The following is a 26,996-nucleotide window of genomic DNA, read 5'->3' on the forward strand; positions in this document are numbered from 1 at the left end:
TGAAAACGAAAAGTGTGCCAGGTCGCACACTTTTCGTTTTGAACAATTATTTTAAATCTGTTGGAAGTGAAGAAATCTGTTTCGAACGGCTTGGTTTGAAAAAAATCAAAATTGAAGGGAGCAGCATACCACGAACAAGAAACGTATCAATTAAAATTCCCATTGTCATTGTCAAACCGAACAGAAAGAGCTCTTGAAGTGGTTGGGTAATGAGTACGCCGAATGTAGCTGCGAGTATAATACCAGCTGATGAAATGACGCCTCCTGTTAAAGCAACTCCGCGTGCTACAGCTTCTTTCCATTCATATTTTTGCGCTTCTTCTTTGATTCGGGATACGAGCATAATATTGTAGTCGACCCCTAATGCAATGAGAAATACAAAGGTGTAGACAGGTAGACGATAGCTAATTGAGTCGTAGCCTAAAATATAATGAAAGATCATCCAACCTAGTCCTAGCGTTGCTGAATACGAAAGTAACATGGTTATCATCATTGTGAACGCGATAATGATAGATCGTGATTGGTATGCAAGCATAATGAGAATAAAAAGGGAAATGAGCGAGAACGTCACAATCGTATCTTTTTCGTTTAAAGATTGCACATCTAATTGCTGCGGTGTTTGCCCGCTATAATGCAAGGAATATTGCTGGGAATCAAAGCCGCTCTGCGTTAACAAACTGTTACTGTTTTCTCGTAGTAGACTGATTGTATTTAAAGCTGCTTGGTCGTAAGGATTGTCTTGTAAAGTCAATTGCAGTTTGATGGCATGTTTTTCTTCCGATAAGAAATTTTTTGGCGAGTTCGCATTGGGTGCCGCGAATGCGGAAGTGATTTCTGGTGTGACGGTGTTTACCCCATCTAGTTTTTTCATTGCGCTTGATAATGAAGCTAATTTATCAAGAAAGGCTTGATCCAGTACAATTTCTTTGTCTGATTTTAAAATGACAGTCACAGGTGCTAATTGTCCTGGTGGAAAGTTTTCCTCTAAAATTTCAAAACCTTGCCGCGATGAAATATCATTCGGAAATGATTTCATTAAATTAAATGAATATTTCATAGATCCAACGTTCAACGAAGCAAGAATGAGCATGATTAACAGTATACTTGCTGTAATGGAAGGCTTCTTCTTTACAAAAGTGCCTACATTTGTCCAGAAGCCGCCCAGCTTTTCTTCTTTTTCGGCTACTTTTGGAATGAAAGGCCAAAATGCTTTTCGGCCTATGAGGGCAAATAAGGCGGGAATAAGTGTGATGCCTCCAAGCAGAATGAACACCATAGCAACTGAAAATACTGGGGCAAAGTTATGATATGCATTAAAAACAGCAAAGAACAATGTAAGCATCGCGACCAGCACTGTTCCGCCGCTGAAGAGAATCGGTTCCATTACTTGCGTTAATGCAGCTTGCATCGCATCGTACTTCGAACTCGTCTTTTTTAACTCTTCTTTATAGCGAGCTAAGATGAATAAACAATAATCCGTCAAAACAGCAAAAAGCAGAATCATCATAATGGAAAGAGCTTGTTTTTCAACAACGAACCATCCGTTTTGACCTGCCAATCCTAAAATGCGATCGACTACTGCATATACGATACCAGCAATGATTAATGGAATGACAGCAAGCAATGGGGAGCGATAAATGATGATTAATATAATAAGAATTAATCCAATTGTTGCAAACATTAATACGAAGTCAGCATTTTTGAACAGCGTAATCGTATCCGCTGCAATTCCAGCTGGACCTGTAATCTTAAGTGTTAAGTCACCGATATCCATTTGTTTTACATGGTTTCGAATTTGATCCAATGTCTCATAAATTTGATCTGATTCTAAACCTTTTGTCAGGGCAACATTTAAAAGAAGGGTTGTGTTATCTTTGGAGAACATTTTATCTTGTGTGGCTTTTGGAAGCTTATGAAATGGTAAGGCACTTGCGACATTTTTGGGCTTATCATCTGAGGAAAGCCATTTGCTAATTTCTGAGATTTTTGCACGCTCTGCCTCAGTGATTGCGCTTTTTCCATGAAAAACAAGGAGGGCGACTGCGCCATCTTTGGATGGAAATTGTTCGTCTACTATCTTTTGCGCTACAGCAGACGGCGTATCTTCATGAATGCTTCCTTCACCACTGCTTGTTGCGTACTTTTTGGCTCCTGGTGCGATGAAACTTAAAACGCCAATAGCAAGAATCCAAGCGATTAACACGATTTTGGCACCCTTCGGACTACTTATGAAGCGAGCAAGTTTATGGATCACATATATAACCTCCTCTTTTTATTTTCAAGAAGATTTTAAAATAAGAATATGAACGGGGTATGAACAGAATGTTACAAAAATTAAGATTATTTATTCGTTTCGATTTTGTGAACAAAGGGAGATAGTAAGTTTAAAATGTTGCACTATTGTTTTTTTATGCTTATTATATACCTATACGGGTATAAGTAAGGAGGAGAAAAAGAATGAGTAGAAAAATTGTTGTAGTTGGCGGAGTTGCTGGTGGAGCATCAGTTGCAGCACGTCTGCGTCGTTTAAGTGAAGAGGATGAGATTATTATGTTTGAGCGCGGAGAGTATATTTCATTTGCAAACTGCGGACTGCCATATTATATTGGCGGAGTGATTCAAGAAAGACAAAAGTTGTTAGTGCAAACAGTAGAGAAAATGTCCAAACGCTTTAACTTAGATATTCGCATTTTAAGTGAAGTAATCAAAATTAATAAAGAAGAGAAAACAATCGTGGTGAAAAATGTAGTTACCAATGAAACGTACGAAGAATCTTATGATGTTTTAATTCTTTCACCAGGTTCTAAGCCGATAGTTCCACCAATTCCAGGAATTGAAGCGGCGAAAGCGTTATTTACATTACGAAATGTACCGGATACAGATCGTATAAAAGGGTATATTGATGAAAATAAGCCGCACCGTGCGACTGTAATTGGTGGAGGCTTTATCGGTGTTGAAATGGCGGAAAATTTGAGAGAAAGAGGCCTTGATGTAACACTTGTGGAAATGAACAATCAAGTCATGCCGCCGATTGATTATGAAATGGCTGCATACGTACATGAGCATATGACAAAACATGGCGTTCAGCTCATTTTAGAAGATGGGGTAGAAGCTTTTGAAGAAGCCGGCACGGTTATTCGTCTGAAAAGCGGTACAAAAATTCATACAGATATGATCATTCTTTCTATCGGTGTAGAGCCGGAAAGTAGCTTGGCAAAAGAGGCAGGATTGGAACTAGGAGTTCGAAATACGATTAAAGTAAATGAAACGCTGCAAACTTCTGATCCATCTATTTATGCGATTGGAGATGCGATTGAAGTAAAAGATTTTGTTACGGAAACAGAAACAATGATTCCACTTGCATCGCCGGCAAATCGTCAAGGTCGTCTATTAGCAGATATTATTCATGGCCATGCAGATTCTATATATAAAGGAACGATGGGGACATCCATTGCAAAAGTGTTTGAATTAACAGTAGCTTCAACAGGGGTGAATGAAAAAGTATTACAACGTTTAGATTTGCCTTATGAGGTAGTTCACGTACAAGCGAATTCTCATGCTGGCTATTATCCAAATGCGTATCCGGTTTTATTAAAGCTCATCTTTAATAAAGAAACGGGAGAAATTTACGGAGCGCAAGCTGTAGGCCGGGTTGGTGTAGACAAACGAATCGATGTCATTGCAACCGCAATGAAAGGAAAATTGAAGGTGATGGATTTACCTGATTTAGAATTGTCATACGCTCCGCCGTATTCTTCTGCTAAAGATCCTGTAAACATGGTGGGGTATGCAGCAAGCAATATTATTGAAGGACTTGTTGATATCGTGCAATGGCATGAAATTGATGATATCGTGGAAAAAGGTGGATATTTAATTGATGTTCGTGAGCCGAACGAATTAAAGCAAGGCATTATTAAAGGATCTGTAAATATTCCATTAGATGAATTGCGTGATCGTTTGCATGAAATTCCAACCGATCAAGAAATTTATATTACGTGTCAACTAGGCATGAGAGGATATGTAGCGGCGCGTATTTTAATGGAAAATGGGTATAAAGTAAAGAATGTTGATGGTGGTTTTAAGCTGTATGGGACAGCTCTACCAAACCACGTTGCACATGAATAGGAATCAAGTCCTGTCAATGTTGACAGGACTTGATTCTAAAAAAGTGTTTACAACATACCTAATAGGGTATAATCTTTAACAGAGAACAAGTGAAAGTATGGAGGTGCTCCATTGGAATACGGTCAAGATATGAAAAATCGTTTGAAGCGAATTGAAGGACAAATTCGCGGTGTCCTTCGCATGATGGAAGAGGGAAAAGATTGTAAAGAAGTCATTACACAACTGACGGCATCACGCTCTGCAATGGATCGTACGATTGGATTAATTGTCGGAACAAATTTAGAAAAATGCCTTCGCGAGCAATTTGAAAAAGGCGATACATCTAATGAAGATGTTATTAAAGAGGCTGTACAATTACTAGTTAAAAGCAGATAATCTGTCAATTTTTTTGGCAGATTTTAAAAAAGATTTTATTATACCCGTACAGGTATATGTATAGGGGAATACTATTCATACATGAATAAAATTATGAAACATACTACTGGAGGTATATAAAATGGATATCAAACAATTATTAGATGTAAAAGGATTAGCATGCCCGGTGCCAATCGTCAGAATAAAAAAAACGATGGATGCTTTGCAAACTGGAGAAGTGCTAGAAGTGCATGTAACAGATAAAGGTGCGATTAAAGATATTCCAGCATGGTCAGAAAAAGGTGGACATGAAGTGTTACAACATGTTGAAGAAGATGGAGTTTTGAAGTTTTGGATTCAAAAAGGGTGAGAACAAGGAGGGGATAATATGAATGTAGTGTTGAACGGCGTTTTGATTGTATTGATTTCCTTGTTTATTATTTCTCGTTTGTTACCTGTTAAGGGAGTGAAAAATATAAGTGGGAAAGAACTAAAAGATGAAATGAAGAAAAAGAATAAGAATAAGCAATTGATTGATGTTCGTACACGAGGTGAATTTAGAGGAAACCATATTCCAGGTTTTCGAAATATGCCATTAAATGAACTCATACAACAAGCAAATAGCTTAGATAAAAATAAAGAAGTAATTGTCATTTGTCAGAGTGGAATGAGAAGTAAACAAGCAGCAAAAATTTTGAAGAAAATGGGATTTAAACATATTGTAAATGTTTCAGGTGGTATGAACGCTTGGAGTTAAGGAGGAGGTAGGAAAATGAAAGAAATGACTGCGAAAGAATTAGAACGTAAATTAATGAATCATGAAGTGGTAAACATTATTGACGTACGTGAGGTAGAAGAGGTTGCGGAAGGGAAAATTCCAGGAGCACTTCATATTCCACTTCGTTTATTAGAGTTTCGGATGCATGAGTTAGATAAACAGAAAGAATACGTAATTGTATGTCTTTCTGGCGGGAGAAGCTCACGAGCAGCTCAATTTTTAGAAAGTTATGATTTCCAAGTGATCAATATGAACGGCGGTATGTTAGCTTGGGAAGGGAAAATAGAGTAACTGTTAAATAGATGAACAAAAGATACAAAGTCCTTTCAGTTGTGAAAGGACTTTGTACGGATTTTGAAATTACCTATACGGGTATGTGTAGTGATGTGCGTCAAGCATCGTCGAGGAATCTTTATACTGTGTCGAATCGCCGATATATCAGGGAACACATAGCGTCTTTATATAGAAAATTCTGGAGGTAGGAGGAGGCAGCATGGAACAACAGAAAAGAACAACAATTGTGTTATTTAGTGGAGATTATGATAAAGCGATGGCAGCGTATATTATTGCAAATGGTGCAGCAGCGTACGATCAAGAAGTAACGATCTTTCATACATTTTGGGGGCTGAATGCGCTTCGTAAAGATGAGCCGATAAAAGCAAAGAAAAATTTCTTAGAGAAAATGTTTGGAAAGATGATGCCACGCGGTGCAGATAAGATGGGGTTATCGAAAATGAATTTTGCAGGTATGGGACCGAAAATGATTAAGCATGTCATGAAAAAACATAATGCAATGCCACTGCCAGATTTAATTGATATGGCGAAAGAACAAGGTGTAAAAATTGTCGCGTGCCAAATGACAGTGGACTTATTAGGACTAAAAGAAGAAGAAATTATGGGAAATGTCGAATTTGCAGGAGTTGCCGCGTATTTAGCGGATGCCTCTGAAGGAAATGTGAATTTGTTTATTTAAAGTGGATAGAGGTATACAAAAAACCGCTGATTGTTCAGCGGTTTTTTGTATGTTTATATTAATTGTCATTTGTTTCACTAGTCGTTGTATTCTTTTGCGCAGTTGGTTGTTTATGTTCTTGGTCTTGTTTATTATCTGTATTTTTATCTTGCGTTACATTGTTTGTATCGGCAGGAAGACCAAGGTGTTCGCGGAGCTGCTTTGAGATGTCAGCGATATTTTTTTGATCAGGCATGTAGTAATATATATGTTTTGGAGCAGGGGTGGGTTTACAAACTTTATCCTCCGCCATATAGCAATCTTCTCCGGCTAGTTGAAGTTTTCCGATTGAAGCATTGATACCATATTTGTAGAATGATAACATATCGTCAAATGAGAAGTTTGTTTTAAATTCTCCATTAATATCATCAATAATTTTTCCTACTTTTGTGATGGATCCAGCGCTTGCTAGTTTTTTAACAATCGCCTCAATGACAAGCTGTTGACGTTGACCGCGCATGGCATCGCTATCAATTTTACGCGTTCTTGCTAGCGCAAGGGCCTGTTCTCCATTTAGATGTTGGAACCCTTTTTCAAGATGGATCGCACCAGCTGTATCGTTACTATCTTGTTCTGTAAATGTAACAGGCACATCTAAGTCAATTCCATCTAAATCGTTGACAACTTTTATGAAAGATTTAAAATTAAACCTTACAAAATAATCGACCGGAACGTTGAATAGTTTTTCTACCGTTTCAATCGTAGATTGAGGTCCACTGTCTTTTCCATTTTTTGCAACACCGAGTGAATATGAGTTTGTAATTTTATCTTTTTTCTTCTCTACTGGAACGTATGTATATGTATCACGTGGAATACTTAATAGTTTTACTGTTTTACTATCTTTATTAAACGTTGCAAGTAACAGGGCATCTGGATGAAATGCACCAGAATACTCTTTTTCACGCCCTTGATTTTCATCAATTCCCATAATTAACACAGATACGTTATTGGAAACGGGTTTAACCGCTTGTTCGCGTAATTCAGACTTTTCACCACGTTCTAAATTTTGAGAGGCATCTTGAACAGCGGAAGAAGCTTTATTTACTAAAAACCATGTGTAACTTCCAGCGCCAATTAAAAGCAAGACAATAATGAGCCCTGCAATTTTTAGTTTCTTATAGCTTTTTTTATGTAACTCCGTTTTTTGATCCATTCTATAAACTCCTTTATCAATAATCGGAGGTAATTCAGTCCTCGCATCAATTAATTATAATTCTTTGTTGTAAAAAAGAATATTACAAGTTATTTACATTTTAAAAATTTTCTCTCTATTTCGACAGTAATGTAGTGCAATAGATTGACGACAATATATACACACAAATTGAAAGCGCTTTTGTTTTTAGGCGGGCGAGAGTTACTCTAAGTTATATAACAAAACAACAAGGTTACCTGCGGCAACCTTGTTTATCCTGTTATTAGTGGGAGTATTACTGCCCGTAAAAGCCCCACTGATTAAAGTTTCACTTTATTTTATTCATATCGTAAGCACTCAATTGGATCTAGCTTCGCAGCTTTGTTGGCTGGAAGTAAGCCGAATACAATACCGATTAACATGGATAGTCCGACCGAGATTAAGCCTAATTTTACTGAGACAACGAGCGGCCATGCTGCAAATATGGATACAATCCAGGCAAAGAAGATACCGAGTACAAATCCGATTAAGCCGCCTAATGCTGTTAAGATACAGGATTCAATGAGAAATTGTGTTAATACTTTTCCGCGCGTTGCACCGAGTGCTTTACGGACTCCGATTTCACGTGTACGCTCTGTGACAGATACAAGCATGATGTTCATAACACCGATACCACCAACTAATAGTGAAATAGCTGCAATACCACCGAATACACTTTTTAAGATACCCGTGAACTTATCAATTTCTTTTAAGTCGTCTTGTAGATTTTGTACTTTGAATTTCCCTATGTGCTCTGGTTTTTTAGCATCATTTAATAATTTTACAACTGCATCTTGTGCAGCTTGTTTATCTTGACCAGGAGCAATTTTTACTGTGATACTATCATAATTATTTTTACCGAATAAAACAGGCCAGTTTTCTGCGGAGATAATACCTTCTTTAAAGTCCGCACCACCCATCATTGCTTTGATGGAATATACACCGACCACTTTGTAAGGTGTACCTTTCATATCTACATATAAGTTGGGCTCCCATGAAGAGAACAATTTATCGAATGCATCTTTATTTAATACAATTGTATGTTCTGGTTTATCTAGATCGGCAGCTGTTAAAAATCGGCCGTGTTCAAGTTGAAATTTAGAGGCATCATCAAAGTAATCTCCTTTAGCGCCAATTACATCAATATCTAAATCTTTTTTTCCCGCATATACTTTCGCTTTGCTTCTAACATCGGGATAAACATCTTGAACACCAGGAATTTTTGAGATATCGTCATACATACTTGCAGAAATTTTCCCGTCCATATCTGAAAAATCATCTGTTCTATAGTTTACTTGAAACTGATCTTTCTTTTCTTTCCCGATTTGTTCACGGAATTTAGCATTTGTTCCATCACCGATAGAGATAATGGTAATAATCGCACTAACCCCAATAATAATTCCAAGCATTGTTAAAATGGAACGCATTTTATGAGCGAAGATGGAGGAAAGGGCCATACGTATATTTTCATTTAAGTTCAAACTCAACCTCTCCAATCTTGGACGATCTTTCCGTCACGAATTACAATTTGGCGTGCTGCCGCTTCCCCAATTTCTCGATCATGGGTAATCATAATAATGGTAGAGCCTTGTTTATTTAATTCGTAAAAGAGATCCATAATTTGTGTACTCGTTTTCGTATCAAGTGCACCAGTCGGTTCATCGGCTAAAATGAATTTTGGATTATTCACAATCGCACGAGCGACAGCGACACGTTGTTTTTGTCCACCTGACAATTCATTCGGCAAGTGAGTTGCACGGTCGGCTAGCCCTACTTTTGCTAATGCTGCTAGTGCACGCTCGCGTCGCTCTTTTTTATCTACACCAGCATAGATTAGTGGTAGTTCGACATTTTGCATTGCATTGAGACGAGGGAGCAGCATAAAGTTTTGGAATACAAATCCAATTTCTTTATTGCGAATGTGCGCCAGTTCTGTTTCGGACATGTTTGAAATATTTTGTCCGGCTAACGTGTATGTGCCCGCTGTCGGTCTGTCTAAGCAACCGATGATATTCATTAATGTTGATTTCCCGGAACCAGATGGTCCCATAATGGAAGTAAATTCACCTTGGTTTAGTGTTATATCAATGCCATGTAGCACTTGAACAACTTCTTCTCCGTTTTGAAAAGACTTCGTGATGCCTTTTAATTCAATCATTTCATGTTAACCTCCATACCATCTTGTAAATCTTTTTCTGGTTTTGAGATTACTTGCTGACCTGTTTTTAATCCAGAAATTTTTGCTTCGCTATCTGTTTCAAATTCAATGGTAATGGCTTGTTCTTTTGCTTTTCCATCTTTTACAACGAATACGACGTTTTTATCACCTTTTTTCACGATACTGCTTTTGGGAACAACGATACCGTTTGCTTCACCAGATTTTGCTGTTACATAAACATGGAAGCCTGGTTGTAGGTCATCATTATTATCTAATGTAATAACGAAAGGATAGTTAGAAACTGTTTTGTTTTCATCCATATTTTTTACTGGTGTTGTTCCAATTTCTGTTACTTTTCCTGTCCATGTTTTTCCTGGTACTGTTTTAGATGTAACAGAAACCTCTTGGCCAACTTTCATTTGAGAGAGTTCATATTCAGATAACTGCCCTTTTACTTTTAATGGCCCAGCAGTGCGGATTGTCATACCATTCATAGTTGCTTTTTCTTCTGCACCTTTGCTAATGTCTTCGATTGTGCCATCTACAGGACTTGTTACTGATAGTGCATTTTCTTTTTCTTGATTGTTTTGTATCATTTGCTTCGCTTTTTCGACTTCAAACTTTTTCGTTTCAAGCTGCGCTTCTTGTGCTTGCACTTCTTGTTCAGCAGCTTTTAACATGTCACCTGCAGCACCAGATTGTTTTGCTGTTTGTAGTCTTTGTTTTGCTGCGTCCAGTTGTTTCTGAAGGAGTGAAACTTCTTTCTCGGCTAATTTCTTTTGCATTTCTGCTTCACTTTTTTCTAGTTTAATAGATGAGTTGCTATATTTAAAAAGCAACTGTCCTTTTTTTACTTGATCGCCTTTTTTAACGGCAAGCTCATAGTTACCTTTCGTTGGATCAAATGCAATTGTTTCGATACCGTTTGGAATAACTTCACCGCCAAATTTTTGTGCATTTTCAATCTTTTTTTCTGTTACTTTATAACCGTTGTATGCCATAGCCGGTGTAGATCCGCCAGCTAACGCAAAGTAAGAACCAGCACAAATTCCGATTGTTGCTAAACCGACAATTAATAATTTCGTTTTCTTTTTCATTCTATTTTCACCTTTTCGTCTCATTTTTGTCTCTGTAATCTCAGTATAATGTGGTAGGGGAGTCTGACAAATCGTTTTATCTTACAATAATATTACATTTTTGTAATATTGCAAGTTCATTATATATTGGATTTATAAAAAACCTTATAACTACTCAGTCACTCTATGAAAAACCGACAGAAAAGCATTGTTTGAAATGGCCTGAAGAAGCTGGCAATACACAAGGAGCGGTCAGGACCTTTTCGGTCACAGGCAATGTTAAAATAGAGGGCGGTGTATTTTCATAGAAACGACATGTATGTTGGAAAATGAATGAAAATTAACAGAAAATATATACAATTTAGAAAATATTTTATAAAATGGGATAAAAAGGATTGGAGTCAGGAGAATATGGCGAAGAGGGTGTTTATACATAGTTCAGAAGTCATTGTGCAACTTTTCTTATCGATTGTCGGAATTATTTGTGTAGGAGCATTACCTGGTTTGTTTCAAGGTTTAAAAATAGATTTTCATAAATATGTAGAAACGATTAAGATGGTATGCAATAATTTGTTGCATTTATCATCGATGACGTATATACCAATTAGTAATAGCGAACGTCCCATCCCCAAGCCGCTATTTCCACAACTATTTATCCACTATAAAGAGACAATGGTTATTTTTTTAGTAGCCTTTTTTATTTCACTTTTGATTGCTTTTTTCATTGTGTATATCGTTTTACGGAGTAACGCTAATGTTCAAAAGAAAATTAAATCATTTTTACTTTTTCTCGAATCTATTCCAGATATTCTTCTTATTATTGGTTCGCAGCTTTTCGTCATTTGGATTTTTAAACAAACAGGTATTTTAACTGTAAGTATTGCCGGGATAGGAGAGCAATCCGTTCGAGGATTACCCATTATCTGTTTAAGTGTACCGACAACGATTATGTTTATAAAACTAGTATTATTGCGTTTTGAAACCGAGCTTGAAAAAGATTATGTCCTATTCGCAAAGGCAAAGGGGCTGGACAAGCTTTATATTTTAAATCATCACGTTTTACGTAATGTATTATTAAGTACGCTCTTTTTTGCGAAAACAAACATTTGGTTTATGCTATCCAATTTGTACATTATTGAATGGTTGTTTAATACATACGGCATGTTTGTATTTGTAAGAGTAGCAGCTGAAAGGGATTTTGTGACAGGTATTCCGCTGTTTACAGTTAGTTTGTTGCTGCTGTATGTACCTGTTTTTATTATTTTTAAGCTGTTTCATTATTTCGTTCCAAATGCAATGAAAGAGAGGGGTTAGGATGTGGCAATATTTAAAACGTGATAAGCGCTTTTGGATTAGTAGTGGATTCATTACTATATTTCTTTTGTTGAGTGTTGGAAATACAATTTTTAACGATGGACATATTCGGAAGGTATCCATTCAGTTTAATAAAGATGGAATACCAGAAGTACCTCCATTTTCACCTTCGTTTCAGTTTTTACTTGGAACAGATAGAACGGGATTTGATTTACTAAACTTAGTAATTGAAGGAGCAAAATGGACAATTGGAATTTCCATACTCATCGCATTATTGCGCATTATATTTGGAGTTTGCTTCGGTGTTTTACTCGGTATGTACGTAAAGAGAGGGTTTACAAAACTAGAGGCTTTTTTTGATAGCTTTACAATTATTCCGATGGTTATGATTGCAGCTTTTTTATTACGACATGCAATTACAATTGGGAACGGCGAAGCAACGTCAACTTTTTTTGAACGAGCTTCGTTTGAAGTTATTTTATTAACGGCGCTCGCAGTTCCGACCCTTTCTTTGTACGCTGCCAACGAAATTCGTAAAGTATTAACAGAAGAATTTATAGATGCTGCAAAAATTTTAGGAGGAAGTAAATGGCATCTTCTTATAAAACATGTGTTTCCGCATTTGTACTCAACCTTTGTCATTGTATTTATGCAGCAGTTTGTCCAGACGCTTATTATTTTATTGCACCTCGGTTTATTAGGTATATTCTTTGGGGGAACGGTATTGTTTTTTGGGGGAGAGATCGATTCTTTTACTCATGAATGGTCAGGATTAATTGGGATATACTTTCGTTCTTTATCAGTGCACCCATGGATTCCGCTTGTACCGATTACTTGTTTTGGATTAACAATTTTTTCAGGGAATATGATTGTGAAATGTATTCAGGATGCGGTGGAGAAAGCAAGGTCAAGGAAGAGAGCGGGGCAGGAAGAGGTAGAATCGACACAGTCTATAACGGAAGTGAAGGAAGAGTTGTTTGTATTTAAGCATACGATGTGAGGACTTAAAATCTTTAAAACCCTCTTTTTAGGTGGGCGGGAGGTACTGGCCATGTGTGGTAGTGGTGGTCAGTTTCTCTCTCTTTCGAGGGGGTCATGTTGTCTTTTTATAGCAGTGACGTATATGTTGAAAAATGAAATTTTGATGGAGAGTTCCACATAGAGAAACGAAATAAGATTAATTTACAGAAAATATATGCAATTGGAAAATAGTGTGTAAAATGGAATAAAAAGAATCGGGGGTTAGGCAAATATGACAAAGAGGGTGTTTATACATAGTTCGGAAGTCATTGTGCAACTTTTCTTATCAATCGTTGGAATTATTTGTGTAGGAGCGTTACCAGGTTTGTTTCAGGGGTTAAAGTTAGACCTTTATAAATATGTAGAAACGATTAAGATGGTATGCAATAGTCTACTACATCTATCATCGATGACGTATATGCCAGTTAGTAATAGTACAAGACCAACACCAAAACCACTATTTCCACAACTATTTATCCACTATAAAGAAACGATGATTATTTTTTTAGCAGCTTTTTTTATTTCACTTTTGATTGCCTTTTTAATTGTCTATATCGTTTTACGGAGTAATGCTAGAGTTCAGAAGAAAATTAAATCATTTTTACTTTTTCTTGAATCCATTCCAGATATTCTTCTTATTATTGGTTCGCAGCTTTTCGTCATTTGGATTTTTAAACAGACAGGTATTTTAGCTGTAAGTATTTCAGGGATAGGGGAGCAATCCGTTCGAGGATTACCAATTATTTGTTTAAGTGTACCGACAACGATTATGTTTGTGAAACTAGTATTATTACGTTTTGAAACAGAACTTGAAAAAGATTATGTTCTATTTGCAAAGGCAAAGGGGCTGGATAAACTTTATATTTTAAATCACCATGTTTTACGTAATGTGCTATTAAGTACGCTTTTTTTTACAAAAACGAACATTTGGTTTATGTTATCTAATTTGTACATTATTGAATGGATGTTTAATACATATGGCATGTTTGTATTTGTAAGAGTAGCTGCCGAGGAGCATTTCGCAACAGGTATTCCTCTTTTTACAGTTAGTTTGCTGCTGCTTTATATACCTATTTTTATTATTTTTAAGCTGTTTCATTATTTCGTTCCAAATGCGATGAAAGAGAGGTTATAAAATGTGGAAACAGTTGAAACGTGATAAGCGCTTTTGGATTAGTAGTGCATTCATTACTATCATTCTTTTGTTAAGCATTGGAAATACAATTTTTAACGATGGGCATATTCGGAGGGTGTCCATTCAGTATAATGGGGATGGAATACTACAAGTACCTCCATTTCCACCTTCGCTTCAGTTTTTACTTGGAACAGATCAAAAGGGATTTGATTTATTAAACTTAGTAATTGAAGGAGCGAAATGGACAATTGGAATCTCCATACTCATCGCATTGTTGCGGATTGTATTTGGAGTTTGCTTCGGTGTTTTTCTCGGTATGTATGTAAAGAGAGGGTTTCCAAAATTAGAAGCTTTTTTTGATAGCTTTACAATTATTCCGATGGTTATGATTGCAGCTTTTTCATTACGACATGCAATTACATTTGAGAACGGGGAAGAAATGTCATCTTTTTTTGAACGAGCTTCGTTTGAAATTATTTTATTAACAGCGCTTGCAGTTCCGACCCTTTTTTTGTACGTCGCCAATGAAATTCGTAAGGTATTAACAGAAGAATTTATTGATGCTGCTAAAATTTTAGGAGGAAGTAAACGACACCTTTTGATAAAACATGTGTTTCCGCATTTGTACCCAACTTTCGTCATCGTATTTATGCAGCAGTTTGTCCAGACACTTATTATTTTATTGCATCTTGGTTTATTAGATTTATTCTTTGGGGGAACAGTAAAGTTTTATGGAGGAGAGACCGGTTCTTTTACTCATGAATGGTCAGGATTAATTGGGGTATATTTTCGTTCTTTATCAGTGCATCCATGGATTCCTCTTGTACCGATTATCTGTTTTGGTTTAACAATTTTTTCAGGGAATATGATTGTGAAATGTATTCAGGATGCGGTGGAGAAAGCAAGGTTAGGGGAGAAATCAGAGCAGGAAGAGATAGAAACGACACAATCTATAACACAAGCGAAGGAAGAGTTATTTGTATTTAAGCATACGATGTAAGAACTTAAAACCCTTTTTTAGTTGGGCTTGAGGGACTGGCCATGCGTAGAAGCGGTCAGGGCCTATTTCTGCCACGTGCGATGTTTCAAAACAAAGGTAGAAAGCGAGTGATAGCATGTTTTGTTTTTCGTAGCATTTCAAAGAACTCCCTCTTTTTGGTAACAGCCCCTAATAAGTGCTTTTTCTAATAACATGGTAATAGAGGGGGGAAAGAATATATTAGAAAGTTTTCTTGGACTTGAATTCAATCGTATACGCGGTTAAAATAAAAAACGAATTAATTACCATAAATTTCATTTTTGTAATGGTTGGGGATAAGATGTTAGTATTCTTGAGTGCAATTTTAGTAGGTGTTATGGTTAGTTTAAGAGTGTATGCTTTAAGCATGATAGAACGCCAAGCAGAAGAAGAATTATATGTTTTTTGTTCAAAATGCAATAAGAAAATTAGAAGGGGAAACTCAGCTCCATATTGTTCAAAATGTAATATATTTTTCTAATTCAGTAAAAATATATTATCCACTACTTCAAATGGAAACTTTATTAATTTAAAGTATGAAAATGTTTGCGATAACAATTCTTATTTGCAGAGTTAATTATATGCTTCATGCCTTCTCCTAGAAGGCGTAAATAGAACATATAAAGATATAAAAACAGAGAAAATGGGGAGCGCAAAACGCTCCCCATTTTTTCAATAGCCATGAATTCCTAGTCTTTTCACTTTGCAGAAACTTCACCTTCTGTTTGTGTTTGCGGAATGAAGTAGCCGACAATACCGCCGATAATTGCTGGAACAATCCAGCCAACTCCTAAGCTGTAAAATGGAATTGCACTTGCAAGAGATGAAATGGCAGATGGCATCATGCCGATGTTATCAAGTGCATGAATGCAGCTTATAATAAAGGCCGCAATCATGGCACCGACATATACACTTGGTTTTCTTTTCGTATATTTATCAATAAACGATACGAAAATTAAGATAATTGTAATTGGATAAAGGATAATTAATACTGGTAATGTCAGTTTAATTAATAAGCTTAACCCTAAGTTAGAAACAACAAAGCTAAATATGCACACCCACAGTACAAGCTTTTTGTATGATACATTTGTTAATACATTCGAAAAGTAGTTTGCAAATGCACTCACAACGCCAATTGCTGTCGTTAAGCAAGCGAAAATAATGGCTAGACTTAATAAGATGTTACCGCTTGTCCCAAATAAATTGTACATAACCGTTGCTAAGAGCTGGCCACCGTTTTCAAATTGTCCAAGGTGCCCGTTTGATGCGCCGATATAACCTAACGCAAAATAAATGACTGTTAAAAATAACGCCGCAATACTTCCGCATATAATCGTATATTTCGTAATTGCTTTTTTATCATGTACACCATTTTGACGAATGGCACTTACAACAATGTTAGATAATACAAGTGCTCCAATTGCATCTAATGTTAAAAATCCTTCTAAAAACCCTTTGAAAAATGGAATGTCTTTGTAGTCACCAACAGGAGTAGCGAACGAACTCGTTGGGGAAAGAATCGCTTTTGTTGCCATTACGGCAATAATAACAAGTAAGATAGGTGTTAAAATTTTTCCGATGTGATCCACTAATTTGGAAGGGTTTAATGATAGAAAGTAGGTAATCGTAAAGAAAATTCCTGTAAAGAGCAACATAGAATACCAGTGATCTTGGAACAGCGGTACGATTCCGATTTCGTATGAAACAGATCCTGTACGCGGGATAACGAAAAGCGGTCCAATAGAAAGGTAAATAATGATGGCTAAAATTGCTGCGAATTTTGGATGAACACGGCTTGCAAGTGTTTTGAAGTTGCCGCCTGCTAATGCAACTGCAACAATTGCTAATAATGATAAACCGACATCTGTAATTACAAATCCTGCGATAGACACCCACATATTCTCTCCAGATGAAAGACCAAGTAGGGGCGGGAAAATCATATTACCAGCACCAAAGAAAATCGCAAATAGCAATAAGCTAATTGAGAGAACTTGGGATGGTTTTAAGGTTGTACGCATTCTATAAAAATCCTCCTAGATTCTTTTTGTCGAAAATTCAAATAATTTGTCGAATTGATGTTTTTATTTTAAAGGTCTGACGACTAGAAAGCAACAGTTAATTTTTAAAAAATTACTAATTGATTTACTAAGTTGAATAATCATTCTAAGAAAGGGGATTGTAGAAACGGATGGAAAAGAAAGAGTGAAGGCCAAAAATGTGGAAGTTCTTCTAATTTTCGTGAATGAGTTATCAGAGGATATTCGGTTATTATACTGATAAATAATTTCATATCGTGATAAGGTAAATACTGTTATAAAAAAGAGGTGTTTAAATTGAATAACAAGTTTTTAGGATTTATTTTTGTTTCGGTAGATATGGTTTTCTTAATGTTATCATTAACACTATCAGCACCAAGTGTATTATGGGCAGTTTCACTTGGAACAAGTATTGTAATGAATATCACAGGCACTACCATTTTAATGAAATGTATTAAAACAGCAAAAGAGGGTTTATAAAAAACGAAGTGACCTCACAATTGAGGTCACTTCGTTTTTTCATATATTTTAAAAATATATTTGCCGATCTCGTTCTTCTTTTAATATTTCAACTGCTTCTCGAAAGCGCTGGGAGTGAACAATTTCGCGTTCTCGAAGAAAACGTAATCCATCGTTTAAATCGGGATCATCAGACATATTAATGAGCCATTGATATGTGGCTCTCGCTTTTTCTTCTGCGGCGATGTCTTCATATAAATCTGCAATTGGGTCTCCTTTTGCTTGTATGTAAGTTGCTGTAAAAGGAACGCCTGCAGCATTGTGATAGAAAATGGCGCTATCGTGATCAGCGTAGTGAGCATCAAGACCAGCCGCTATCATTTGATCAGGTGTGGCGTCTTTTGTTAATTTATATACCATTGTCGCAATCATCTCAAGGTGTGCAAACTCTTCCGTTCCGATGTCTGTTAATAAACCGATTACTTTGTCAGGAATGGTGTAGCGCTGATTTAAGTAGCGCAGAGCAGCGGCTAATTCGCCATCAGCACCGCCGTATTGTTCAATTAAATATTTTGCAAGTGTTGGATTACAAGTACTTACCTTTACAGGATATTGTAATTTTTTTTCATAGATCCACATATTTTCCCCACCTTTACAATTGCCATGGCCAAGGCCCTTTATTCCATTCCCAAGGAGCTTTTGAATAACTATTTCCGAACTGTTGAAGCGGTCCGTATTTTTCTTCGATTTGTTGTTTTAATAGTCTACGCTTATAGGAAAAATCATTAAATTGTTTAATGGATGTAACATCATCAGGATGGGTATCTAAATAGAGGGTGAGTTCTACGAGTACAAAATCGAGCTCCTGCATTTCTTCCATCCATTTATAAAATTCATCGGGAAGTGGTTGCGCCACGATGGTCTCACCGTCCTTTTTTATAAGGATTTTCATAATAATCATATAAAGCAGGCCACAATGTCCCTTTCTTTAGTGCCTCACTCGGAGAGAATTGCGGTAAGTTTGCTGGCTGAAATCCCATAAATAAATGAGGGGGGGTAAAATAGTATTTCTTTCCGATTGGTGGACAAGGGTCTTGTGGACTGTGATACGGTGTGTATGACCTCACGGATTTATTCAACCTATACACCTCCTTTGGAAAACATCGCTATTATGTATTGTATTCAAACATAATTATCGTTTATGACTCATATACAAAAACTAATAAGTGGAAAAGGAGGATAAGATGGCACATTCTGTTGTGTTAGAGGTTAGAGATTTGAAGAAAACATTATACTTTTATGAAGGTATATTAGGTTTTCGGTCAAGCATAGAAAGGCCGCAATTAGATGTACCTGGGGTGTGGTATGATGCAGGGGAAATGCGGATTTGTTGTATTTTAAATAAAGAAAAAGAAGTTACGCAATGTGAACAATTTCTTCCGAAAATCGAAGTGAATATACAATCCAATAAGGCGGAGAAGTTACTGAAAAAGTTAGCTTACTATCAAGTGATGTACACAGAAATAGAAGATTATATAGAGAAGAAAAAAGTGATATCTGTATATGATCCTGACGGGCATATGATTCAATTGCAATCACAATATGAGAGTGAAGAGTCAATATCATACGCAAAAGGTATGTGAAAATAAGCTAGTTATTGCTATTGCGAGGAGGAGAATATGATGGATCGAGCTTATGAAGAAAATGCATTATTCGAGCATCGGTTTTGGTTAAGGATTTTGGAAGATCATGCTCATTTTATAACGGATGCTTTAGCTCCTAAAGAAAAAGAAGAAATCGAGCGAGCAATGTATTTTATACAAAAATTTGATGAATTGAAAAAGGAAATTGGAACTACTGACTTAATTGCACTTGCAAAAGCGGCAAATGAAGCGGCAAATGAAATAAGAAAGTTTAAATTGCACATTTTACGTAAACAATTAGAAGGGAAAATTTCTATTCATTTAACACCGACATTTCTTAATCACATGGTTAATGAAGTCGAAGAATACATAACAATATTGAAGTATTTGACGGAAGGAAAAACACCTCCTCTTTTTCACGAATTGCACCATCATCTTCTTTGGCTAATAGATGCAGCCGGTCATGCAGAAGCTATGTCTGTCGGACTAGATTCGGTTGAAAAACGTTTAAAAGAAAAAAGTGAAGAATATGAAAAGCATTTTGAACAACTTTATTTAAAAGCTGTTGAAATGGCTGGTTATTTACGGACAGAATTAGTATCTTTCTCTGCTTTAAAGAAGTTCACAAAAGATGTTTCGCTGGAAATTACTTTATTTTCGCATTTTCTTCATGAACTAGAAGAGTTAGAGTTATCGGGACAAATGCTAAGCATGCTTTCGGGGAGAATGCCAGATCATATGGCAAGGGAAGAGTGCTATTATTTATTAAAACTGGCGCAGTCTTCTGGGATAGAGATTCCAAATTGTAAACCTTTTTAAAAACAAAAAAGCTAGATTCATTCTAGCTTTTTTTCACACTTATTTATAATTTAAAAAATTAGTCCGCAAACAATAAAAAATGATAATTACATCATCTTTTGATACAAAGGTAAATCATTTGGCGATTCATAATATCTTTTCTCGTGTTTAAATCCAGCGTAGCTCATATCTCTTTTTCCGACAATAGCCTCTGGTATTTATTCTACTTAGCCTTGAATTTCTTTACGCTAGATTGAAGCATATTAACAATCTCTTTTTCAAAAGTCTTATAAAAAGCATTGTTTGATAATGCAACAAATAGCAATATAAGACAAGCAACTTTTGTACCGCTATCAACTGAAAGATTTTCAAAGTTCCATTCCTTTAAAGTTTTTTCTCCTATGTTTACGATTGAGAACGCACCTGAAATATATGTAGCAAAAAAATGTGCCCGATAAAACGGTTTTAAAAACCTATCTGAATCGGATTTCCAAATATAAATAAAATGTAATAAAAATGAGAATATAGCTGATAAAATACTAGACGCTACTAGTATAGAAAGAAATGCTCCTATTGAATCTGGATCCATAAACATTGAAAGAAGTGGTGATGCCCAATTAGAAACTTGAAGTCCAAAGATTACTGTGAAAAAATACATAATTAAATAATAGAAATAAACAAACATATAGTACTCCTCTTCTAAAAAATAATAAAGTAAACGATTATATTTTGTGGTTCTGATGCGGATATTCTATTTTCTTGAGAAATTGCTTTGCGGCTTTGTTGCTTTTGTTGGTTTTCAATTTGTATTTATATAGTTTTTGACTATTAATGAAATCATGTTTCCACTTTGAAGTTTTGCGTGAGAACCATATTTAATTAGAATAATTACACTCTGCGTTACCGTCAATAATTTTTTGTAAATAAAGACTTTCTTTCTGCAAGCAGACTGTAAAGTTCATCGGGAGAGGCTATTCACTGGATAGTCTAGTATTCATACATAAGAGAAATCATTGACTTTTTAACTGAAACCTTTTAACATAGCGGTATAAAACATGTATATAAAGGGGAGTAGCTCTAGCAGCAAAGTCGTCATTACAGGGAGAAACCCTCGGCTTTGTTGGCAACAATCTTGTTGTTAGTGAGACCTTTACCAATCATGGTAAGGGCCCCTTATTGTCTTTTTAGGACCTTTACCATTTCGGTAAAGGTCCTTTTTGTATGCTGGAATAAGAGACCGAGAGAGGAGAAGGAATATGAGAAAGTTGTGGAAAAGAGTACGTCTAATTTTTCAAGTACGTAAATTCATTCCGTTTTTAGGTGAATTTTTTATATCAAAGGATGTTGAATTGCAGAAGAAAATGCTTTCTATCTTATTCTTATGTGGATATGTCATGTTTCCGTTTGACATCATTCCAGATTTTTTATTGTTTTTTGGTGTGCTAGATGATGTGGCGATAATTCTATTTGTTTTGCAGCGAATTGTGAAGATGGCACCTGTTCATTTACAGGATAAATATGGATTAATAGAATAGGAGAAAGATAGATGGAGCAACTGATTTTAGATTTTATTCATTACTTAAAACAATTCTCTTATTTTGGTGTTATGTTAGCCTTAACGTTTGAATTTGTTCCAGCCGAAGTTGTCTTACCGCTTGTTGGTTATTGGGTATATGAAGGTGATATGAATTTTTGGATTGCTGTTTTGGCAGGAACAATTGGAGGAACGACAGGACCGTTAACGTTGTATGCTTTAGGATATTACGGAGGTCGTCCTCTATTAATGAAGTATGGAAAGTATTTCTTTATAAAAGAAGAACAAATTCAAAAAGCAGATCAATTTTTTACGAAGTATGGTCCGGTAGTAGCATTTACAGGGCGATTCGTTCCAGGTGTACGGACACTGATTTCAATTCCGTGCGGTATGGCAAAAATGAATATTTGGCAGTTTATCATCTATACATTTGTTGCGATGTTCCCATTAACAGCGCTGTATGTTTATGTTGGGATGAAACTTGGTCCGCATTGGCATAAGGCCGGTGCGATAATTGAGCAATATATGCTGCCGATAGCAGGGATTATCGCTGTTTTTTTAATTGGTTTTGTGATGTACAAGCTTATTAAGAAAAAAAGTAGAAGAGAATGTCGATAAAAAACCGCCTTATCTCGGCGGTTTTTTACTTTTTTTTACAAACTTTTAATATTTTTTACCTTTGATTTATACTGCTTTAATAACGTTTCGCTAAAATATTCTTGTATTTTACAATATATACGAGGAGGATTTTTGTGATCAAAAGGACGTTGTGTAAAGTGAAGGGTCTTATTGGTTTTTTAGCAGTTTTCTTTTTAGTATTTACATCTTTTTCTTGGACTAGCTTCGCGGAAACAAGAGAAGAAAAAACAGAGAAAGAATCATCAGAAAAGAAGCTTGTTTTTCCGGTGTTAAGTGATGTGCACATTAAAAATAGTGGAACGGATGATACGTTTCGTTTTCAAAGAGCGCTGCAGCAATTAAATGCAGTAGCTCCAAGACAAGATGCCTTTGTAGTTGTTGGTGATTTTACAGACAGTGGTTCAACGCAGCAGTATGATCGTTTCTTCCAAACTTACAAGCAATATGGAAACCAAAATGCAACAGCTATGTATGCTCTAGGTAACCATGATTATTGGAACGGATTAATTGCACAAGATGCACAGAAACGGTTTCTTAAAAAAACAGGAATGGAATCTATCTATTATCACAAAGTTGTAAAAGACTATCATTTTCTTGTGATGAGCCCGGAAAATGGAGTAACACATGGATATTACTCAGATACACAAATTAATTGGTTGAAACAGGAATTAGTAAAAGCAAAACAAGCTGATCCAAGTAAGCCAATCTTTGTTTTTTTACATCAGCAAATTAAAGGAACAGTGTACGGGAGTCATGAATGGGGGACAAATGATAGTGCCAAAATTAATGAAGTCTTAAAAGAGTATCCACAAGCTGTAACATTTTCTGGTCATTCTCATTATCCACTTGATGATCCAAGGTCAATTCACCAAAAAGACTTTACGTCTGTTGGTACATCATCAGTTAGTTATATGGAAATAGAAAAGGGAAAAGTACAGGGAAATATACCGCCGGGAGCTGACACATTAAGCCAAGGTTTATTGGTAGAAGTAGACGATCAAAAAGTGACGATTCATCGCCGTGATTTTCATAATAACTCTTGGACAGGTGAGCCGTGGGTAGTTGATCTTCCAGCAAAGAAAGAATCTTTCAAGTATACAGAAGATCGTGATAAGGAAAAACCGGCATTTTTACAAGATGTAAAGCTGAAACTTTCGGATATAACAGAGACATCTGTGACAGCGACATTTCCGCAAGCTGTAGATAATTTACTCGTTCATTCATACCGTTTGCAAGCAAAAGAGAAAGCAACAGGAAAGGTGAAAAAACAACTTTTAGCCTTCTCCGAGTTCTACCGGGATCCGGTACCTAAAGAGCTGACATTTACATTAGATGGGCTAGATATTAATACGGAATATAACATAGAAGTAACAGCATTAGATTCATTTGGAAATGAAAGTGGTGCTCCTTTGCGCGAAGAATTTGAAACGAATACAGAAGTAATTGATCCGAATGCGAAAGTACCGAAAGCAGATGTATTCGATGTGAACTTTTTAGATGGTACTTTTAAAGATTATTCATCGTTTGGTGCAAATGGAAGTGTAAAAGGAAATGTGGCAATTGAGTATGAGAAACCTTTAAAGAAACACGTAATGAAATTAAGTGGACAGGATAATACATATGGATATATTCCATTTTCAAATGAGCAAAAAGAGAAGGTAAAGGATTCCTTTACACTGGAAGCAGCTTTTTCTATGAATCAAATTCGCAATCAAGCAATTATGGAAAATACCGAAAGCGGTGGAATTGGATTTGAGTCAACAGGTTCTGGTTATGTAGAATTATGGGCACATATTGGCGGCAGTTATAAACGTATTGGTGTACAGCTAGAAGCTAATAAAACATACCATCTAACAGGAACATATAATGGAAGTGAACTTGCAGTATATGTAGATGGAAAAAAAGTAAATAGTCAGCGAGTAACGGGGAAAGTGTATCATCCAAATGTACCGTTTGCAATTGGAGCGGATCCAACAAACGCTGGCAATGGTAATGTTCCATTAAATGGGAAAGTTGTACTTGCAAGACTATATAGTAAGGCATTAACGCCTTCTGAAGTGAAAGCGGCTTATCGTGAGTTTAATAACCGGATAAAAATAGAAGAGATTCATAACTTATATGAAGAAATGAATAAGGTGAAAGAAACATTGGCAGGTACTTACGAATTTGGAGAGAAATCTGGTCAATATTCACAAAAAGCGTTTACTGAATTACAAAAAGCATATAACGGTGCAAAAGAAACGTTTGAAAGAATGATGGTCACAAAAGAAGAAATCGTTACACTGTATCAATCGTTACAAACGGCACATCAAACCTTTTTACATTCTAAAGTGGCAGAAGAAAAGCCACAAACGGCGAAAAAAAAGCTTCAAGTAAAGATTAATGAGGCAAAAGATTTCTTAACAAAGATACAAGTAGGAACAGAGGTAGGACAATACAAGCATGAACCAGTGAAAGCATTAGAGCAAAAAATACAAGTAGCCGAAGCAACTGTACGTGATCAAAATATGACGGACCAACGTGCAGATAGTATAGAGCGCACATTAGAGGCTGCCGCTAAGCTTGTTGAGAATAGTATTAACAAATAGGGCGGGGAAGAGGCTTGTCAAGGACAAGTCTCTTTTGCGTGAGGATCATTTGGGACTTGAGGAAATAGAATATATGTTACAATAGAATAGAGATTGTTTAGAAGGAGCGGATAATGTGTCAAACCGAAAGATAAAACAAATTCTTGAGTATGTATGGGTTGGTATCGTGCTCCTAGTCGGATATAAATTTTTGGGAGATAAAAGCCTGTGGATGCTTTTTTTAATAACCTTTGTATTAGGGGGACTAGGAGCATTGTTTATTAACTTTTTCTTTGATAGTATGGAATCTTGGAAAAAGAAGAAAGAACAGAAATGATAAAGTGAAACTTTAATCAGTGGGGGTTTTCTTCATCCCCCACTGATTAAAAGCCCTCACCAATCGGGCTTTTACGGGCAGTTTATCTACCGCCTAACTTCTTAAGAAAAGCGGAAGCGGCTCGTTCAGAATCGCAGGACGTTGGAGTTCAAGGCAGAGAGGCGTTTTTTTGCCTCGTCCGAGGGGGCGAAACGACCGGAGATTCTAGCCGCTAGAGCTGGACAATGCTTTTGCTGAATTTTGAGGCGGGAGTATTACTGCCCGTTAATGCGGGATAAAAAAGCAAGCTCGCTATTTTTAGCGAGCTTGCTTTTTTACGCTTCTTTTTTTTCATTGTTTGGCTTAGAAAGGATTAAATGACTGTTTCGTTTTGAGTAGAAAAAGTATACACATAAACCGATTGTTAGCCATATTCCAAAGCCAATCCATGTTTCTTTTGAAAGGTTGAACATCAAGTATAGACAACAGCAAATTGCAATGATTGGTAAAATAGGGACAAATGGAACGCGGAATGCTCGCGGTAAGTCTGGGTGTGTTTTTCGTAGGATGAGTACGGCAAAGCAAACGAACGTGAATGCTGTTAATGTACCGATACTTACAAGGTTTGCAAGTATGTGTAAATCTAATAAACCAGCAAGCGCCGCAGCGCCAATCCCCATAATCCATGTGTTTACTAAAGGTATTTTGAACTTTTGATTGATGCGAGATAATGCTTTTGGCAGTAATCCATCGCGGCTCATCGCATAGGAGACGCGGACTTGTCCATACATAACGACAAGAATAACAGTTGTCATCCCTGTCATTGCTCCTACAGCTAGGAAACTAGCAATTGTATCTTCACCAACAAACCTTAGTGCAGAAGCAACTGGATCTGATACGTCTAATTTTGTGTAAGGAACCATCCCTGTTAGTACAAAGGAGACAGTGATGTACAATACAGTACAAATCAGAAGAGAACCGATAATTCCAATTGGCAAGTCGCGCTGCGGTTTCTTTGTTTCTTCGGCAGCAGTTGCAATCGCATCAAAGCCTAAAAAAGCAAAGAATACAGTTGCAGCTCCGGCAATAATGCCGTCGTAACCAAATGGTAGAAACGGTGTCCAGTTTTCTGGTTTTACATATTTTGCGCCGGCAACGATAAAGGCAATAATGACGGCTAATTTAATGAGTACCATAATATTATTTATGCGAGCGCTTTCGCGAATGCCTCTACTTAAGAGCAATGTAATAAAAAGGATAATGAGGACAGCTGGTAAATCAATGAAGCCTCCTTTTCCTATACCAGGGGCAGAGGCGATGATGGCTGGGAGTTTGATTCCAAATCCAAGCAGTAGTGATTGTAAATAACCAGACCAACCAACGGCAACCGCAGCAACCGCGAGTAAATATTCAAGCATTAAACACCAGCCGACGATAAAAGCAACAATTTCTCCAACTGTCATATAAGCATATGTATAAACGCTTCCCGAAATCGGAATAGAAGAGGAAAACTCAGCGTAGCAAAAAGCAACGCATGCACAAGTAAAGGCGGCAATGAGAAATGATAGCATAATTGCAGGACCAGCGTGCTTTGCCGCAACAATACCGGTTAAAACGAAAATGCCTGTCCCTATTACAGCTCCGATGCCTAAAAAAGTTAAATCAAGGGCGCTTAATGTTCGGTTGAGTTGACGTGGTGCTTCGGTTGTAAGGGGTTTCTTTCGTAAAAGTGTTTTCAAATTCAAATCTCCTCTCTGTAAAATGTTGGTCTTACTCCCACTAAAACGGGATCAATACAACTGCGAGGTTTCGTAGCACCTGAAAAAACGAAATAGAGAGTTGA

At 36.5% G+C, this 26,996-nt stretch carries 29 protein-coding genes; 18 read left to right on the forward strand and 11 right to left on the reverse strand.

What is annotated here, in order from left to right; translation table 11 throughout:
* Positions 1-46: 46 nt before the first annotated feature.
* Entirely contained in the window at positions 47-2,254 is a 2,208-nt protein-coding gene (locus PLX19_RS18635) for an MMPL family transporter (RefSeq protein WP_272190265.1), read from the reverse strand.
* Positions 2,255-2,457: 203 nt separating this feature from the next.
* Here PLX19_RS18635 and cdr point away from each other — a divergent pair, with 203 nt between their 5' ends.
* The 6 genes from cdr to PLX19_RS18665 all read left to right on the forward strand — a co-directional run bounded on the left by cdr (position 2,458) and on the right by PLX19_RS18665 (position 6,230).
* Positions 2,458-4,125: a CoA-disulfide reductase gene (cdr, locus tag PLX19_RS18640; RefSeq protein ID WP_272190266.1), complete on the forward strand. Its 1,668-nt coding sequence runs from the start codon at positions 2,458-2,460 to the stop codon at positions 4,123-4,125.
* 111 nt (positions 4,126-4,236) lie between these two features.
* Complete coding sequence (locus PLX19_RS18645; protein WP_035432943.1) at positions 4,237-4,500, forward strand: metal-sensitive transcriptional regulator; 264 nt, start codon at positions 4,237-4,239, stop codon at positions 4,498-4,500.
* A gap of 121 nt (positions 4,501-4,621) precedes the next feature.
* Complete coding sequence (locus PLX19_RS18650; RefSeq protein WP_272190267.1) at positions 4,622-4,849, forward strand: sulfurtransferase TusA family protein; 228 nt, start codon at positions 4,622-4,624, stop codon at positions 4,847-4,849.
* A gap of 18 nt (positions 4,850-4,867) precedes the next feature.
* Positions 4,868-5,236: a rhodanese-like domain-containing protein gene (locus PLX19_RS18655; protein ID WP_272190268.1), complete on the forward strand. Its 369-nt coding sequence runs from the start codon at positions 4,868-4,870 to the stop codon at positions 5,234-5,236.
* 15 nt (positions 5,237-5,251) lie between these two features.
* Positions 5,252-5,548, forward strand: a complete 297-nt coding sequence (locus PLX19_RS18660) for a rhodanese-like domain-containing protein (protein ID WP_272190269.1) — start codon at positions 5,252-5,254, stop codon at positions 5,546-5,548.
* Positions 5,549-5,750: 202 nt separating this feature from the next.
* A complete protein-coding gene (locus tag PLX19_RS18665; RefSeq protein WP_272190270.1) occupies positions 5,751-6,230 on the forward strand; it encodes a DsrE/DsrF/DrsH-like family protein in 480 nt (159 codons plus the stop codon).
* 58 nt (positions 6,231-6,288) lie between these two features.
* On the opposite strand, the gene PLX19_RS18670 is transcribed toward PLX19_RS18665, so the two are convergent.
* The 4 genes from PLX19_RS18670 to PLX19_RS18685 all read right to left on the reverse strand — a co-directional run bounded on the left by PLX19_RS18670 (position 6,289) and on the right by PLX19_RS18685 (position 10,695).
* Positions 6,289-7,422 carry an LCP family protein gene (locus PLX19_RS18670; protein WP_272190271.1) on the reverse strand — a complete coding sequence of 378 codons (1,134 nt, stop codon included), beginning with the start codon at positions 7,420-7,422 and terminating at the stop codon, positions 6,289-6,291.
* A 317-nt stretch (positions 7,423-7,739) separates the two neighbouring features.
* Complete coding sequence (locus PLX19_RS18675; RefSeq protein WP_272190272.1) at positions 7,740-8,921, reverse strand: ABC transporter permease; 1,182 nt, start codon at positions 8,919-8,921, stop codon at positions 7,740-7,742.
* Between the two features lie 2 nt (positions 8,922-8,923).
* Complete coding sequence (locus PLX19_RS18680) at positions 8,924-9,598, reverse strand: ABC transporter ATP-binding protein (protein ID WP_272190274.1); 675 nt, start codon at positions 9,596-9,598, stop codon at positions 8,924-8,926.
* Positions 9,595-10,695, reverse strand: a complete 1,101-nt coding sequence (locus PLX19_RS18685) for an efflux RND transporter periplasmic adaptor subunit (RefSeq protein ID WP_272190275.1) — start codon at positions 10,693-10,695, stop codon at positions 9,595-9,597. Before PLX19_RS18685 ends, PLX19_RS18680 begins: the two co-directional genes overlap by 4 nt.
* Before the next feature lie 390 nt (positions 10,696-11,085).
* On the opposite strand from PLX19_RS18685, the gene PLX19_RS18690 reads away from it, so the two are divergent.
* From PLX19_RS18690 to PLX19_RS18710, 5 genes are all read left to right on the forward strand, one after another.
* Complete coding sequence (locus PLX19_RS18690) at positions 11,086-11,988, forward strand: ABC transporter permease subunit (RefSeq protein WP_272190276.1); 903 nt, start codon at positions 11,086-11,088, stop codon at positions 11,986-11,988.
* A 1-nt stretch (position 11,989) separates the two neighbouring features.
* Positions 11,990-12,988, forward strand: a complete 999-nt coding sequence (locus PLX19_RS18695; RefSeq protein ID WP_272190277.1) for an ABC transporter permease — start codon at positions 11,990-11,992, stop codon at positions 12,986-12,988.
* Positions 12,989-13,240: 252 nt separating this feature from the next.
* On the forward strand, positions 13,241-14,143 hold the full coding sequence (locus tag PLX19_RS18700) for an ABC transporter permease subunit (protein WP_272190278.1): 903 nt from the start codon (positions 13,241-13,243) through the stop codon (positions 14,141-14,143).
* 1 nt (position 14,144) lies between these two features.
* Positions 14,145-15,143: an ABC transporter permease gene (locus tag PLX19_RS18705; RefSeq protein WP_272190279.1), complete on the forward strand. Its 999-nt coding sequence runs from the start codon at positions 14,145-14,147 to the stop codon at positions 15,141-15,143.
* A 319-nt stretch (positions 15,144-15,462) separates the two neighbouring features.
* Entirely contained in the window at positions 15,463-15,642 is a 180-nt protein-coding gene (locus PLX19_RS18710; protein ID WP_272190385.1) for a hypothetical protein, read from the forward strand.
* A 217-nt stretch (positions 15,643-15,859) separates the two neighbouring features.
* Here the strand turns inward: PLX19_RS18710 and brnQ2 are convergent, their stop codons facing one another.
* Entirely contained in the window at positions 15,860-17,179 is a 1,320-nt protein-coding gene (brnQ2, locus tag PLX19_RS18715) for a branched-chain amino acid transport system II carrier protein BrnQ2 (RefSeq protein WP_272190281.1), read from the reverse strand.
* 315 nt (positions 17,180-17,494) lie between these two features.
* Here brnQ2 and PLX19_RS18720 point away from each other — a divergent pair, with 315 nt between their 5' ends.
* A complete protein-coding gene (locus PLX19_RS18720; RefSeq protein WP_272190282.1) occupies positions 17,495-17,677 on the forward strand; it encodes a hypothetical protein in 183 nt (60 codons plus the stop codon).
* Positions 17,678-17,725: 48 nt separating this feature from the next.
* Here the strand turns inward: PLX19_RS18720 and cotJC are convergent, their stop codons facing one another.
* The 3 genes from cotJC to PLX19_RS18735 are packed head-to-tail and all read right to left on the reverse strand — an operon-like array spanning position 17,726 to position 18,795.
* Complete coding sequence (gene cotJC / locus PLX19_RS18725) at positions 17,726-18,295, reverse strand: spore coat protein CotJC (RefSeq protein ID WP_251229912.1); 570 nt, start codon at positions 18,293-18,295, stop codon at positions 17,726-17,728.
* Positions 18,296-18,308: 13 nt separating this feature from the next.
* Positions 18,309-18,572: a spore coat protein CotJB gene (locus tag PLX19_RS18730; RefSeq protein WP_272190387.1), complete on the reverse strand. Its 264-nt coding sequence runs from the start codon at positions 18,570-18,572 to the stop codon at positions 18,309-18,311.
* A gap of 7 nt (positions 18,573-18,579) precedes the next feature.
* The gene (locus PLX19_RS18735) at positions 18,580-18,795 is read right to left on the reverse strand and encodes a spore coat associated protein CotJA (RefSeq protein ID WP_020061012.1); all 216 of its coding nucleotides are present in this window, start codon (positions 18,793-18,795) and stop codon (positions 18,580-18,582) included.
* A 105-nt stretch (positions 18,796-18,900) separates the two neighbouring features.
* Between PLX19_RS18735 and PLX19_RS18740 the strand changes: the two genes are divergently transcribed.
* Both PLX19_RS18740 and PLX19_RS18745 read left to right on the forward strand, forming a co-directional pair.
* On the forward strand, positions 18,901-19,299 hold the full coding sequence (locus PLX19_RS18740; RefSeq protein ID WP_272190283.1) for a VOC family protein: 399 nt from the start codon (positions 18,901-18,903) through the stop codon (positions 19,297-19,299).
* Positions 19,300-19,338: 39 nt separating this feature from the next.
* Entirely contained in the window at positions 19,339-20,118 is a 780-nt protein-coding gene (locus PLX19_RS18745) for a DUF2935 domain-containing protein (protein ID WP_272190284.1), read from the forward strand.
* Between the two features lie 202 nt (positions 20,119-20,320).
* Here PLX19_RS18745 and PLX19_RS18750 read toward each other — a convergent pair whose 3' ends face one another.
* Positions 20,321-20,686 carry a hypothetical protein gene (locus PLX19_RS18750; protein ID WP_272190285.1) on the reverse strand — a complete coding sequence of 122 codons (366 nt, stop codon included), beginning with the start codon at positions 20,684-20,686 and terminating at the stop codon, positions 20,321-20,323.
* Between the two features lie 667 nt (positions 20,687-21,353).
* Between PLX19_RS18750 and PLX19_RS18755 the strand changes: the two genes are divergently transcribed.
* From PLX19_RS18755 to PLX19_RS18770, 4 genes are all read left to right on the forward strand, one after another.
* Complete coding sequence (locus tag PLX19_RS18755; RefSeq protein ID WP_272190286.1) at positions 21,354-21,632, forward strand: YkvA family protein; 279 nt, start codon at positions 21,354-21,356, stop codon at positions 21,630-21,632.
* Positions 21,633-21,643: 11 nt separating this feature from the next.
* On the forward strand, positions 21,644-22,249 hold the full coding sequence (locus PLX19_RS18760; RefSeq protein ID WP_272190287.1) for a DedA family protein: 606 nt from the start codon (positions 21,644-21,646) through the stop codon (positions 22,247-22,249).
* Positions 22,250-22,386: 137 nt separating this feature from the next.
* Positions 22,387-24,858 carry an FN3 and LamG domain-containing metallophosphoesterase family protein gene (locus PLX19_RS18765; RefSeq protein WP_272190388.1) on the forward strand — a complete coding sequence of 824 codons (2,472 nt, stop codon included), beginning with the start codon at positions 22,387-22,389 and terminating at the stop codon, positions 24,856-24,858.
* A 115-nt stretch (positions 24,859-24,973) separates the two neighbouring features.
* Positions 24,974-25,174, forward strand: coding sequence for a hypothetical protein (locus PLX19_RS18770; protein WP_020061018.1), 201 nt, complete (start codon positions 24,974-24,976; stop codon positions 25,172-25,174).
* 314 nt (positions 25,175-25,488) lie between these two features.
* Here PLX19_RS18770 and PLX19_RS18775 read toward each other — a convergent pair whose 3' ends face one another.
* The gene (locus tag PLX19_RS18775) at positions 25,489-26,892 is read right to left on the reverse strand and encodes an amino acid permease (RefSeq protein WP_272190288.1); all 1,404 of its coding nucleotides are present in this window, start codon (positions 26,890-26,892) and stop codon (positions 25,489-25,491) included.
* Between the last annotated feature and the right edge of the window lie 104 nt (positions 26,893-26,996).

The organism is Bacillus sp. BP-3 (genome assembly GCF_028401955.1).
GTDB lineage: Bacteria > Bacillota > Bacilli > Bacillales > Bacillaceae_G > Bacillus_A.

Coding starts and splice junctions, on each gene's coding strand:
- cdr (WP_272190266.1), top strand. CDS start 2,458: ATGAGTAGAAAAATTGTTGTAGTTGGCGGAGTTGCTGGTGGAGCATCA.
- PLX19_RS18650 (WP_272190267.1), top strand. CDS start 4,622: ATGGATATCAAACAATTATTAGATGTAAAAGGATTAGCATGCCCGGTG.
- PLX19_RS18655 (WP_272190268.1), top strand. CDS start 4,868: ATGAATGTAGTGTTGAACGGCGTTTTGATTGTATTGATTTCCTTGTTT.
- PLX19_RS18660 (WP_272190269.1), top strand. CDS start 5,252: ATGAAAGAAATGACTGCGAAAGAATTAGAACGTAAATTAATGAATCAT.
- PLX19_RS18665 (WP_272190270.1), top strand. CDS start 5,751: ATGGAACAACAGAAAAGAACAACAATTGTGTTATTTAGTGGAGATTAT.
- PLX19_RS18670 (WP_272190271.1), bottom strand. CDS start 7,422: ATGGATCAAAAAACGGAGTTACATAAAAAAAGCTATAAGAAACTAAAA.
- PLX19_RS18680 (WP_272190274.1), bottom strand. CDS start 9,598: ATGATTGAATTAAAAGGCATCACGAAGTCTTTTCAAAACGGAGAAGAA.
- PLX19_RS18685 (WP_272190275.1), bottom strand. CDS start 10,695: ATGAAAAAGAAAACGAAATTATTAATTGTCGGTTTAGCAACAATCGGA.
- PLX19_RS18690 (WP_272190276.1), top strand. CDS start 11,086: ATGGCGAAGAGGGTGTTTATACATAGTTCAGAAGTCATTGTGCAACTT.
- PLX19_RS18695 (WP_272190277.1), top strand. CDS start 11,990: ATGTGGCAATATTTAAAACGTGATAAGCGCTTTTGGATTAGTAGTGGA.
- PLX19_RS18700 (WP_272190278.1), top strand. CDS start 13,241: ATGACAAAGAGGGTGTTTATACATAGTTCGGAAGTCATTGTGCAACTT.
- PLX19_RS18705 (WP_272190279.1), top strand. CDS start 14,145: ATGTGGAAACAGTTGAAACGTGATAAGCGCTTTTGGATTAGTAGTGCA.
- PLX19_RS18710 (WP_272190385.1), top strand. CDS start 15,463: ATGTTAGTATTCTTGAGTGCAATTTTAGTAGGTGTTATGGTTAGTTTA.
- brnQ2 (WP_272190281.1), bottom strand. CDS start 17,179: ATGCGTACAACCTTAAAACCATCCCAAGTTCTCTCAATTAGCTTATTG.
- cotJC (WP_251229912.1), bottom strand. CDS start 18,295: ATGTGGATCTATGAAAAAAAATTACAATATCCTGTAAAGGTAAGTACT.
- PLX19_RS18740 (WP_272190283.1), top strand. CDS start 18,901: ATGGCACATTCTGTTGTGTTAGAGGTTAGAGATTTGAAGAAAACATTA.
- PLX19_RS18745 (WP_272190284.1), top strand. CDS start 19,339: ATGGATCGAGCTTATGAAGAAAATGCATTATTCGAGCATCGGTTTTGG.
- PLX19_RS18750 (WP_272190285.1), bottom strand. CDS start 20,686: ATGGATCCAGATTCAATAGGAGCATTTCTTTCTATACTAGTAGCGTCT.
- PLX19_RS18755 (WP_272190286.1), top strand. CDS start 21,354: ATGAGAAAGTTGTGGAAAAGAGTACGTCTAATTTTTCAAGTACGTAAA.
- PLX19_RS18760 (WP_272190287.1), top strand. CDS start 21,644: ATGGAGCAACTGATTTTAGATTTTATTCATTACTTAAAACAATTCTCT.